The sequence below is a fragment of the Leucobacter viscericola genome, assembly GCF_011299575.1.
GTDB lineage: Bacteria > Actinomycetota > Actinomycetes > Actinomycetales > Microbacteriaceae > Leucobacter > Leucobacter viscericola.
The window spans coordinates 2,063,953-2,077,412 of sequence record NZ_CP049863.1; the positions used below are offsets into that span (position 1 = coordinate 2,063,953).

At 61.1% G+C, this 13,460-nt stretch carries 3 protein-coding genes; all 3 read right to left on the minus strand.

Features of this window, described 5'->3' with window-relative positions; genetic code table 11:
• Positions 1–139: 139 nt before the first annotated feature.
• Positions 140–1,117 carry a helix-turn-helix domain-containing protein gene (locus G7068_RS09100; protein WP_166291337.1) on the minus strand — a complete coding sequence of 326 codons (978 nt, stop codon included), beginning with the start codon at positions 1,115–1,117 and terminating at the stop codon, positions 140–142.
• A 517-nt stretch (positions 1,118–1,634) separates the two neighbouring features.
• Entirely contained in the window at positions 1,635–9,809 is an 8,175-nt protein-coding gene (locus G7068_RS09105; protein ID WP_166291339.1) for an isopeptide-forming domain-containing fimbrial protein, read from the minus strand.
• Positions 9,810–9,994: 185 nt separating this feature from the next.
• The gene (locus G7068_RS09110) at positions 9,995–13,177 is read right to left on the minus strand and encodes a COG1361 S-layer family protein (RefSeq protein ID WP_166291342.1); all 3,183 of its coding nucleotides are present in this window, start codon (positions 13,175–13,177) and stop codon (positions 9,995–9,997) included.
• Between the last annotated feature and the right edge of the window lie 283 nt (positions 13,178–13,460).

Consider the following 13,460-nt stretch of genomic DNA (forward strand, 5'->3'; position numbering starts at 1 on the left):
GCGGCAGGATGTGACGAGAAAATTCAGAATTTCGAAGTTATTTTAGGATCGGCCGCAGGAATCATGCGGTTTCACCCGGCAAGCAATGGGCCCGCAAAGACACGGGGCTGCTCATTGAGCCGCGAGGTGGCACGCGCGTCTAAAACGCGACCTGCTCCTCGGAGGCCAGCAGATCCGCCTGTTCTCGAACGGCCCGAAACATTGAGGAGGCTGATCCGAACCCGGCCTGACGAGCAATCTCCTCCGATGCCATAGCGGGCTGCTCAGACCGAAGTGCGCGTGCTGCGAGCGCCCGCGTTTTGCGGATCTCGGCAACGGAGGTTGTGCCCTCCTCTTCGAACGCGCGCTGCAGTTTCCGAACGGACACGTCGAGTGTGGCCGCAATCTTCTGAGCGTTGAGATCACGCACTGAATGATCCTCGAACACCACTTCCATCGCTCGACGGAAGAGGGTGGGGTGATCCTCGTAATCTGGCCCCACAATAATGCGGGCCATCGCCTTCACAACCTCTTCAACCGCCTGGCGAATGTGCCCAACACCACCGGCACCCTGCGGCGAGAGCCGACATAGGCTCGCAAGGAATGCGCAGAGCGGCGCAAGCGCGGCAGCCTCGCCATCACCGGCCGCAGTCACGGGCTCCAAGGGAACAGGCAAACCTGCCAACCATCTCGCGGGCAAACTCACGTAGATGATCTCGCTCGCATCCATATTGGATTCAATCAGCACCGGCTTGGTGCCGGGCCAAATCAGAAAAGCGACGCACTCAAGAGCAGCGTCTTCCCCCTCCAAGTACACGCGGCCACGACCGCGGGGAAACGCGGCAATCACGGCACGGTCGATTGACACATCGTCGCGGTTCCAGCGCAGGCCGATACGAGGGATCTGCATGTGACCGCACGTCAAGTTGCTGAGCTGGGCGACCTTCGCGCGCAGAGGGGCTTCACCCGAGTGCATCCAGTCGATTTCAACGTTCGCCGTCAACAGGTACTTGGAGACTACCTCCACCTGCTGAGCCTCTTCAGGGTCGTTGATATTGAAACTCAGGTGGTTGATGTCGCGATCCTCAAAAATGCGCCTTCGGACCTTGCGGCGCAACGGATCTTCTTCAGACCCCATACGTGCTCCCCTTTACCTCATTCACTTCAAGCCGCCGAAGAGGCTTGCCAAGCGTAAAACAGTGAACAAAGTTCTTGAATTTCTCCCACTCACAGTATGTTACTCGCCGCAGATAGACGTAGCGTGAGAGGGCCTGCGGCCGATTCGACCGCGAGATAAATGGAGGGGGCCGCCGGGCGGGGTGCCGTCAGAAATGGTTCCCGGCAGCCCCTCTCCTGCCCTGCGCGGTTTTAGACCGTCTGTATTGGGGGGGGGAGAACGGGCTATTCCATACGCAGAACGCGCTACCAATGCTTAGGCAACGGCCATCCTCCCAGAAAGGTGGCCCGCAAGCGTGCATCAGGATGCTGTTGGGGTCCCTCTTCTGGACGGTTGGACTTGCTACGAAGCATATGTCGCGCAACGCAAACGCGCCATGTCGGCGGCGCGCATTGCCACCTGGCTGCGTATTTTGAGAGTCGGATCCGCAACCCCGGAGCTCGCGGTGGCACCGTGGCACCGAAGCCGGTTCACGGCCCTACCGGGCAGGCCTCACACCCCTCGAGTACTGATTCCGCGAGTATCGGGTAAACGCCAGGCCTCCCAACAGCAACAGGATCGCAAACAGAAGCAGCTTCGATCCAGTCGCACCGGTAATCGCAAGCGGCACAACACTCGTCACGGCATCATCACGGCCGTAGCTGCCCTCGGCCGTGCTCACGTCAGCAACGTTCACGATGGTTCCGCTCGTCGCCTCAACCTTAAACGTGAGGGATAGCGTGGTCGCGTCGTCGGGTGCGAGGGAGGGTCCGAACTCGCAGATCACGTTGTCTCCATTGGTACAGGTCCAGCCGTCGCCCGCGCTCGAGACCCACTCCAGCCCTGGTGGCACAGTGTCTTCTACTCGAACTCCCGTTGCGTCTGACGGACCCTCGTTCGCAACACGGATGTCGTAGACCACCTGGCTATCGGGGGCGGCCAATGCCGGCCCGGACTTCTCAATTGTCACGGCCGATTTCGGCGCCAACTTGTCAGTATCTGTTGCCCTGTTGTTTTCGGGCGACGGGTCTGTGAAGCCGTCTGGAAGAGCAACCGTCACGGTGTTGGCGAGTGTCCCCCTGGCTGCAGGATCAACGGTCGCTTTCACATGCATGTCGATCGAATCGCCGACCTCCAGCTTGATGCCGTCCCACACGCCAGTCTTCGGGTTGTAGGTTCCAGAGGACGGTTCAAAGCTCACATCGGTGAGCTCTCCCGGGACCTCGTCGGCCAAAACGACTTGATCGACAACGCTGGGACCTCGGTTACTCACCTTGACGACGTAGTCAACCTTCTGACCGGGTGTCACTTCGGAAAGACCATCGTCCTTCGTCACGGCGATGTCTGCCCCGTAGGTGTCGGTATCGGTGGCGGTGTCGTTAGGCTCCGTGCCCGCATCGGCGTCGTCAACCGTCGCTACGTTTTTGAACTCCGTTACTCCCTGCGCCACCGGGTTCGCGACATTCACGGTGATTTGCATCCGCGCCTGCTCTAGCCCCCTGCCCCTCAGGGTGGGGAACACGGCCGTCACCACTCCGTCCGCCTCATCACAAGAAACCGCGGGCTCGGTGCTGCAGCTCACAAAATTCATACCAGCGGGGAGTGTGTCCACGATCGTAACCTCGGTCGTGTCCTGGTCTCCGGTATTGACCGCTGTCAGGTCGTACGTGACGGTGTCACCGCCCTCAACACGGGCGCGCCCGTCGTCCTTGGTCAGGTGCACTCCAGGGGCCGCGTTCACAATATCTGTATCGGTGTCGATGTCGTCTGCGGGGTCATCAACACCCTCACGTGCGCTGTCATGCGAAACGACCACGGGATTGGTAATGAGAGAAACACCGGCGGGAAGTGGATCAACAACGTCTGCTTCCAGGGTGAAGGTGTGTGTCGCCCCCGCTGCCAATTCGTCTAGGCCCCAACTGACCGCGGGCAACGCGGTGCTATCGCACGCCTCTGAACACCCAACGAATGTCAGGGTGTCCGGCAGCTGATCAACAACAGAGACACCGCTCGCGTCCTGATCACCAATGTTGGTGACGGTGATCTCGTAGGTGTTGCGCGCGCCGGGAACAGCGGCCAGCTTGCCATCCGTCTTTGTTATCTGCAGCTCAGGGGCTGCAACAACGGTGTCGGTGTCGCTATCCACGTTATTGGCCGGTGTCGGATCGCTCCCGTTCGTGTGGTCGTCAGTGACGCCCACGGTGTTGTGCACAAACTCAACCCCGGCAGGAATCGCTGCCGCAACCCGAACCGTAACCAACAGCCCAAGCTGTTGCCCGGCATCGAGCGATGGGACCTTCCACGTCAGCAGATTTCCGACAGTCGCGCACTGCGGTGAACAATCAACGAGTTCGAGTCCCTTGGGCAGACGGTCAGCGACAACCACTCCGGTTGCGCCCTGCGATCCGCCATTCTTTACGGTGAGAGTGTACACATACTGGTCACCGGGGCGGCGCTCCTGGTTGCCATCATCTTTGACCACGGACAGATCAGGCGCAGCGATCAAATTGTCCACGTCATCGTCAGTGTTGTTGCCCGGGGTCGGATCAGGGCCGTTCGCACCGTCATCGGCAACACTGGCAACGTTTGTGAGCGTTTCGACGCCGGCGGCCTGCTCAGCGTCAACGGTCACGGTAATCGTGACCGTTGCGACGCCCCCACCACCAGCGAGCTCCGGGAACGTCGCGGTGACCACTCCGTTAGTCTCGCTGCACGCTACGGCGGGTTCTGAGTCACAGCTGACAAACGTCATCCCCTCTGGCAGGGTGTCAGAGACCACCACGCCACTCGCCCCGATATTTCCGGAGTTGGTCACCGTAAGCGTGTAGTCAAGTTGCTGCCCCGGCGAGACGTCGGTCTCCGAGTCGTCCTTGACGATCGAGAGGTCGGGCTGTGCGCCACCCGGACCAACCAAAAGGTCAACGTGAGCCGACGATGAATTGTTCTGAGGGGTCGGATCCGCACCGTTGGCGCCATCATCGGCAACCGTGGCCGTGTTGTCGAACGCATGCCTGCCAGCAACGGTTGGGTTATCCACTTTCACCTCGTAGGCGAACGTAAGAAAGTCTCCTCGGTTCAACGGGTCGGGGATCGCGGGAGACTCCCAGAGAAGCTCACCAGTGGCGGGATCACACGAGCTTGCCGCGGGTTGCACTGAAGCACAGTCAATAGTCAGGCCCGCGGGCACGGTGTCTGCAACTGAGACACCGGTAGCGTTTTGGTCTCCGATGTTTGCAACCCGCAGGCGATACCCGAAGGTTTGCCCGGGAGAGACATCACTCGCGTTTACGGTCTTACTGATTGCGAGGTCGGGGCTTGCATTCAGCTGATCCGTATCGGTAGCCGTGTTGTCGGCGGGGTCATCTGGCCCATTCGCACCGTCGTCGCTCACGGTCACGGTGTTGACGATTTCATCCAGGCCCGCATCGATTGGCTTGTTGACGACAAGATCAATCTCAAGCGTCCCCGTACCACCGGCACCCTCCAGCACAGGGAACACCGCGCTCACCTTGCCGGTTTGCGGATCAAAGCTGCAATCGACGTTGGGCACCGCACGACAGGCAACAAAAGCAGTATCTGGCGGCAGGGTGTCTTCAACGACGACACCGCTCGCGCCGATCGGCCCCGAGTTGGTCGCCACAACGTCGTAGGTAACAGCCTGGCCGGCCTTCACCACATCGATGCCATCGTCCTTCGTGACCGCAATGGCTGGCCCGACCGCAGGATCAAGGCTGTCGGTGTCTTCAGCCCGGTTGTTCTCCGGCGTCAGGTCGTCGTCATCGCCGTCGTAGGCAACCGCGGCCGAGTTCGTGAACACTCTGACCCCAGCGGGCAATGGATTGTCGATCGTGACGGTCAGAGTGCACGTCACCGTTGCGCCGGACGCGATCTCACCATCGATCGCGATCACCACGTTCGCCCCCGTCTGGCTCACGAGTGAGCACCCCGGGCCTCCCACTGACACGAACGTCGTTGAGGGCGCGAGTACATCCGTGATGACCGCACCCGTCGCCGGGGCTCCCCCGCCGTTTCGCACCGCAATCTGGTAGGTCTGCTGATCTCCCGGCGCAACAAGCACGTCTTGATCGTCCTTTGAAATGGAGAGATCCGCGTCAACAACGTTGAGGGTGGCAGAGGTCGTCACCGAGGGTTCAATGCGTTCGCCGTCCGCCGTCGCCGGCAACGTGCTGGCCTGCGATGCCGTTGCCGTGTTCGTCACGAGGGTGCCCGCCACGAGGTCGTCCTGCAGATCAGCGGAAATCACAAACTGGACCGTTTGTCCCGCGGCGATATCGCCGCCCTGCCAGCTCAGATCGCTGCCACTCTGGGCAAACACGAACCCGGCAGGTGTCGAATCCGCGGTCACACTGCCAGCTACGTATTCCGGCGGCAGTAGGTCTTCCACGAGTACATCAAACGCGGTTGACGTGCCGGTGTTTGTCACCGCGATCGTGGAGCTCACCCGGTCGCCCTGTTGCCCCTGAACCGGGTTAAGGGTCTTCACAATGGCCAAGCGCGGTTCAACAATCGGACTCACCACGGGCTTTGAGGTGGCCGTTCCCTGGCCCTCAGCAGTCACCGTCGCCACGTTCGTTAGTGACGATGGTGTCGGCGCAACACCAACATTTGCGGGAACATCAAGCGCCACGGCCTTGAGCCGAATCACGAAGGCGTTGTTTGTTGCGTTGTTGTCGGCGGTAACGCTCGTTTCCCCCGGGAAGCTCACGACGAGGTCTTCGCCGTCAGACCCACCTCCCGTAATCGTGGGGGTCGGCAGCACACCGCTGAAGTCACTGGCAAGCGCATACGGAGCTGTGCCCGAACCCGCGGCCGTCAGCACCTGCGCAGAATCAGCAACATAGGCCATTCCACTCGGTATCTGGTCGGTAATCACAAGGTCGTTGCGCTGTCCCTCGCTCAAACGCACTCGCACGTCGTACGTCGCCACCTCGCCAATGGTGAGAGTCTGGCCCGTCGTGCTCGGCTCAGAGGTAGAGTTCAACGCCTTGTCGATGGCACCTGTGCCCACCTGCAACTTCCCGTCGGCGCTGACGGTGTAATCATCGACGCCACCAGCCCCGGTCCGCTCCCGGCCATCCGCATTAAATGGTGAATCCGGTGTCGTACCGCTTGGCAGACTCGTCCAATCTGCTTTGGCGGTATTGGTGACAAGCTGCGGCGCCTCCACGTCTGCTGGGATCGTGGCCTGATACTTGAGGGTCGCGCTCTCACCCAGTGCCAGCTCATCCCACGAGACCGACAGCGCCGGAGCATTCGCGTCAGATATCGAGGTGGGATCGGGCCCAGACACCAGCTCAAGGGACCCCGGCACATAGTCGATCGTGTCGGGGATCACGTCATTCAGGTTGACGTTGAACGCATCCACCGTGCTTGGAGCGGTATTCGTCACCGTAACCGTGTAGGTGATCGTGTCACCCCCGTCAGCGATGGCCGGAGAAGGCGACTTCGCCACCTGGATCGCCGGCTCCGCCACCGTAACGGCCGCGGTTTTTGCGGGGAGCTTGTGCCCCGCGTAGTCAAGCACAACACTATTGCGCGCGACGGATCCTGCTTGATTCTCGGCAACGTCGAGAACGATAGCGGTGTAGTGAAGCACGATGGTCTCGGCAACGGTATCGTCCGTGTCTGTATTCGTCAGTGTTCCGAGGTCAACGTTCAGCTCGTGACCCGGCGAGGCCAGCGAACCACGGGCCGCAGCAAGAAGGGCGTTAAAGCCACCCGGAGTGTCGGTCGTCACGGCATCACTGGGCACCTCAATGCTGTCCAAGCTCACCATGGCGAGGCCCGCTGGGAGTGTGTCCGTCACCGAGACATCAGCGAGTGTTCCCTCCGGCACAGTGACCGTCACGTCATAGTTCACTGATTCGCCAACGACAACGTTGCTGCCCGAGGTGAACGGCTGATCGGTTGACACCACAGCCTTGTCGACCTGCGGCAGCCGCGCGGTGACTTTGGCGTCATTCGTCAACGAGGCAGCGGGGGTGACCGGCGTGAAATTCTGCCCGCCATCCTCAGCCGAATAGTTGGTGATGGTCGCGGTGTTGACGGCCTCACCAAGATCCGGTAGATCTTCGGTGGTCTCCAACTCATAACTCAGAACCACAAGGTTGCGCCCGCTCGACAAATCACTCGCGGGCGGGTCGAGCGCACCCCCGGGTGATTGCGTCGGGCCGGGATCCGCAAGCTCGAGGCTGCCCGACAGGGGCCCATCTGTGCCGGGCGCAGCGCTAAACATGCCGTCGGCAGACGCCACGCTGAACGGCGCCCCCGTACCATCCGTGACGCACATGTTCAGGCCGGTATCCGGTATGCGGAAGCCCGCGGGGAGTTTGTCTTCAAGCGTTACATCAAACGCACCGTTCACCCCTTTTCCAGTGTTCTCCACCACAACGGCGAACCGGACGAGGTCTGAGGAGTCAACTCCGCTCACGTCGGCATCGGGGGCACCGTTCAGGTTCGCGGTGGTGAGGGTTCCGCCCGCAATGCTCGCCGCGCAAGTCGTTCCAGGGCCACCGAGGGTGATCCCGCCGCCGGGTTGGCGCGGACCGCCCTCAAAAACGGCCGCCGGATTGCTCGTTCCCACGATGCCCTTGGTCACGCGCAGCGCCGGAGCCGTGACGGTGAATGGAGCCACCGCTGTCGACACGTGCTCCTGCAAATCGGTGTCTGTCCACCGCGCCTCGAGCTGATTCACGAGGTTCAACTCAGCTCTGAACGGTTCGTCTGCGATCGTAGCCGTGAACACAACGTCAACGAGGTTGTTCGGGTTATCGGGCACGTGGAATGTGCCGTAGTCGGCGGAGATACTGTTGCTCGAAAAATCGGCGGTAAACGTTGGATTCAACGGGACCGGAAGAGAGTTACCTGGCCCAAGACAGATTGAACCCGTCGCTGGAATTCCGCACCTCGTCGGTATGTAGGTAGGAGTCCCCTGGATCGGAAGCACCGGGAGGGGCAGGAAGTCGGTGAATGACAGCGACTGCATATCGGAGGATCCGAGAGGGAACGTGAACCTGAACGTAATCTTGTCGCCGGCGGAGAAAACGGGGGTCGGGGCCCCCTCTGGAATAACCTCACCGTTTCGCGCATACACAGTCTTGGAGATTGTGGGAACCTGAACCGTCAAATCGGCTGACGAATCATCGCTTGGAGAACCGCCACTGGGCAGCTGCCCGTTTGCGCTCACGTGGTTCGTTACCACGTCTCCGGGAACCAGTTGAGGTCTGTCTGGCTTACAGCGAAAAGCGTCGAGGATCGTGGCGTTGTAGGTAACGGTGATCGTTGTGGCCGCAAAACTGCCGCCAACTCGACCGCCCTCAAGTGTCCCATCGGCGGCACCCGCATCGAGAAGCGCCTGCCGAATATCCATTGCGAGCGAGGTTGTGCCACCACCGCAGGTGTGGTCGGAGGTATCAACGTCGATTGCTGTCAGGGCACCCGTTGTTGTCACGCCGTGTTCGACGACCGTGAAGGTTGCAGAATTCGGCTGAAACTCGAGGCCGTCGCCAAGAAGATCGTCAAGAACGAACGTGTCAAACGTCGCGAAGTCCGAAATCTGAGTTCGGAGTTTGTACTGAACAGCATCACCGGGATTGATATCTCCATCAGCGGCGAGCGGCTTGGCTGTTTTCTGCACGGCTGCGGCTCGCGCGGTGAGTACGTGATCGTCGATTGAGGTGTCCTCGGGGTCTACCTGAAACGGTTGAATCGGATCACGCGGATCGGCCGGTCGAATGACCCCTGCCACAGCGCCGTCGTCGCGAATCGAAACGGGAGCTCCCGTTCCCGGATCTATCACCGGGTTGCCGTCGGCATCCAGCTCAGGCACAAAGACCTGAATCTCAACGACCGCGTCTTCCTCGCTTGACGTTCCGGTCACCGAGGGAAAGCGCACCCTGACAGTGTTGTCGGGGGCGTTCGAGGGCACTCCAACGTCGGGTTCGGCCTGAACGACCCCCGTCGCTGGTGTTATCGAGCTGATACCGGCAAACGCGAGTGTCGGCGGCAGCAAGTCACTTACGATCACATCTTGCGCCGTCTGACCATCGGGCACATTCACGACTAGCCGGTACGTGCGTGTGTAGTTTGGGCCGGTGGCCGTCTCGTTTTCCGGCCCGGTGTACTGCTTGTGAAATTCGACGGGAAGCGGCGTGTAGGTTGTCGACGTGGCTTCGCCGACGATGGGGGTCGTGCCCGTCGCTGAGTCGCCGAAGGCAAAGCCGGGTGTCGCCGTGATGTCCAACGGTACGCCAATATCGGCGAGCGGTGACGTGTTGAGGCTGACAACAACTCCCGCTGCGGGCTGATCAGGCGCGAAACTGCCAAAAGGAATCTGCAGCACCGCGAGTTGAGTGCCATCGGCGCACGCGACGTCAGCGTCCGTGAGGGGGTGAACGACAGTGCCGCCCCCGTCTGGGCAATCAATCGTGGTGACGCTGACGGGAGACCCCTGATAAGACGCGGAACCAAACACGACGCCGTCATCTCCATCGGCACCCGCACTCGGAAGCACCAGGTCGACGTACGGGGAGTACCCGATATCGGCGAGGGTGGGGGAAACATTGTCAAAGGTCAGTGTCGCGGTCACCGGTTCGCCAACGAGCCCGGTCAATGCCGCGGGTGAGATCGTCACCGAGGGGAGCGGCGCTGCCACGGCTGGGAGAGCAGGGGCAACCACTAACGCTCCCGCGACCAAGGCTATGGCGGTTGGGTATCGCCACGAAATTGCTCTTGGCCTGGAAAAAGTCACACCTTTGTACACGGGCACCCCCCAAGTGCAGCCGACAATTTTCGTCAGCATAACACTCACGGGCTCCCTCCCGACAGGGCCTAGCAATATTACGTTGGGGCGCTGACTATGCGTTGATCGCGCCTCTGCAGTCCGGCCCGGATCCTACTTGTGCACCCCGCAAAGTTGGGTGTCGGTTCTGCTCTTCCCAACCTGCGCCTACGACTCAGCAGCCCCAACCCGACGGCAAGAGCGACAAACGCCACGAGCGGTGCGGCATTCCCCCCGCTCCCCGTGTTGACCAGCGGCGGCGTGTAGGGCGGTGTTGGCGGAACCGGCGGTGGAACCGGCGGACCGCTGACCACGGTCGAGGCCGTGGACCTGTTGTCAGCCAGGTTTGGATCCGCGCTTGCCGAAGTCACCATCGCCGTATTCGACAGCGTGCCCGGCATCTCCAGCGTTGAGCCAAGCACCAGCGTTTTGCTCGCGCCAGCTGGCAGGGTGCCCACAAACCAGGTGAGTGAGGTCGTCGCATAGTTACCGACCGCGGAGCGCCCCGTGCGCACCGCCACCCCATCACCTGCGAGATCCATAACCGCCACAGACAGAGCGGCATCGGGTCCGTTGTTGCGCACAGTGATCGTGTAATCGTTGTGGGCACCGACCTGGGCCTCAGCCAGCTCGGACGACTTCACGATGCTGAGGTCGGCTATCGAATCAACCGCCGCGGAAGCCGTGGCCACATTGTTGTCAGGGTTCGGATCGTCTCGCGTGTCAACGGCCACCGTGTTGGAAACGGACTCCTCCGCATAATCGGGGGCGAGTGTGCTCTCGACGTCGATAACCCAGCTGGCACCAACAGCGAGTGTCGGAATCCGGCAGGCCGCAAGTGGTCCCGCGCTTACACACCGCCCAGCCTCGGTGTTGACTGTCGGCGACCGCAGCCAGAGGTTGGCCTCTCGCACGGTCGGAGCGATAGCGACATCGGGTCCGTTATTGGTCACGGTGATTCTGGAGGTAACGGTGTCACCCGGGTGCACTGGAGAGGCCAGTATTTGCTTCGACACCACCAGGTCGCTGCTCCGTTCGATGGGCAGGACGACTGTGGCGACGTTGTTCCCCGGCGTTGGATCGGGCACCGGCGAACTCACACTCGCCGTGTTTCCGATTTCGGAAAGCGCAGTGTCGCTTGAAAGCCGCGCAGCAACAGTGACGGTTCTGTTCTCCCCCGGAGCAATACTCGACCAGTAGCAGGACGATGTGTCGCACACCGCGCCGTCGCTCCCCGTCATGCTGAGAATCGTCAGATCGGGATCAGGGACCTCTTCGACCGTTGCGTTCACCGCTGGCGCAGGTCCGATGTTGCTCAGCGTCAGCGTGTATTCCGTCTCGGCACCCGGGGTGAGCGTTGCATCGGCTGCGGTCTTGCTCAATTGAAGGTCAGCCGTGTTCGGCACGTTAAACGAAACCGACGCGGTGTTGTTTTCAGGGTTAGGATCTGGCGTCGCGGCTGCCACGGTCGCACTATTTTGCACGAGCGGCTCGGCGAGCACGGGGTCTGCGACCACACGGATGCTCGCGTTGCGCGCATCCCCCGCCGCGAGCGACTCGAGTGAGCAAAGAACACTCGTCGCGCGAATCGCGCAGTCACCACCCTCAATGGTCGCCTCAAGCACGGTGGTTCCGGGATCAATCCCGTCGAGCAACGTCACCTGACGCGCCGTAGAGGGGCCGGCGTTGCTCACAACCAGGTCGTAGGTGATCTCGTCACCGGGCAGAGGGTTCGCGGGCGTAAATGTCTTGGTGACGGCGACATCCGCACTTGTGGTGATGGGGACCGTAGCTGTTGAGGTGTTATCGCTCGGATCGATCTCGTGTGTCGAGGACGTCACAACCGCGGTATTTGACGCGGCCTCGGCAGTGGTGTCGCTATCAAGCTGAGTCGTCACCATGAGCGTGCGGGATTCACCGGGCAGTACTGAACCGAGCGAACACACGTTGACGTCCAGTTGAAGTGGGCAGTCCAGATCGACCCCGTTCTCCTTCACATCCAGAACCGGCCCATCGTGGCTGAGCTCACTCAAAGTGACGTCTTCAGCAAGGTCAGGGCCCTTATTTGTTACGCTCACCGCCCACGTAATTGGCTGCCCCGCGACCGCTCTGGCCGGCGACGACTTCAAGACCTCGAGATCCGCCGCGGCAGCCACCTCATCTCGCACAGGGTCGGTCACCGATTGTTTGGTCAGGCCGTCAATCGGATCTTGATAGCTCACGGTGGCGCTGTTCGTCACGTTTGTACTCGCCGCTGCCGCAGTTACGGTCGCCCGAAATGTAAATCGCACGGTTTCACCCGGCGGAAGTGATCCACCCTTTGTTGCGTTCGCCCCGAGCCCTAGCCGGAACGTGATCTTGTTGGTGGCGGAATCGTACTCGGCTTGATCGTCCCCTGAAGCATCGCTGTACTTGTGAGAGCCGTCCAGCCCGGCAGAGGACATGCTCCCGGGCAGGTATTCAAGCCCGGGCTGCAGCGTGTCGGTCATGGCCGCTATTTGAGCTGAGCTGCCACCCTGATTGTTCATCAACACGGTGTATTCCATGGTGCTGCCCACCACAACAGGAGCACCCGAAACGACCGTGGAGGTTTTGGTCGCCACAACACACGGTGCGGTTCCGAAGCTAATCGCATCGAGAAAGTTGCCCTGCGATGGGTTACCCGAACCCGAGGAGATGGCCTCAAACCCAAACCGAGTCTGGGTCTGCCCCGCGGGCACCACATACGATCCTGAGCGCTCGACCCAACCGTCGGCCACATTGTCACCGAAACGACTGAGTTCGGTCAGGGTTGTTCCCGGCACTCCTGCCTCTACCGCCATGACATCGGTTCCCGAACGAGCGCGATGCATAAGGGACCAGTGAATCACCTGCCCCGGTGTTGTGGCCACATCCTGCGACAACATACTCGCCGAGAATGCATTGAGCTCAGCGAACTGCGTGCCTGCCGCCGCGGGAACCCCGTTGAAGCCGCTGCTCCAGATCTCGATCATTCCCTTGGAGTCGGTGGTGTCCCAACCGGGAACGGCGGATGCGGCTAGGGTTCTATACTTTCCTGCCGGAATTGTGGGTTGTTCGAAGCCCGCGTTTACCAGGGCCACGTCCGGGGGGCCACAGGTCGTCGCCGCGTCTGCGGGCGCAATGGATCCCACCGGAAGCGGTCCCAACACAAACGTGGCCAGCAGCATCGTGCCGGCGACTGCTCCCGCCAGAACTCTCCGCGCTCCCCCGTGCAGACTCATTCAAACTCCCTTGTATCGCGAGCCCAAACCGCGAAACGAATTTGGGCGTACTGCTCACGACACTAGTGTGCAACAGCCTCTTTCAACACCCCCCTTGACCCTGATCGTTACGGCGGGTGAAGGCGGTGCGTCCAAAAGATCAAAGGCACCTATCCCTGGGGTCGAGCCCACCCAGACTCAAAGCTGACTCCCACCTCAAACTCCTAATTTGCGCCACTCGAGGTGCAGAACTCGCCACCGGTTTGAGTTGCCTGCACGTGTCGGCGAGGCTGAAAGAATTCAG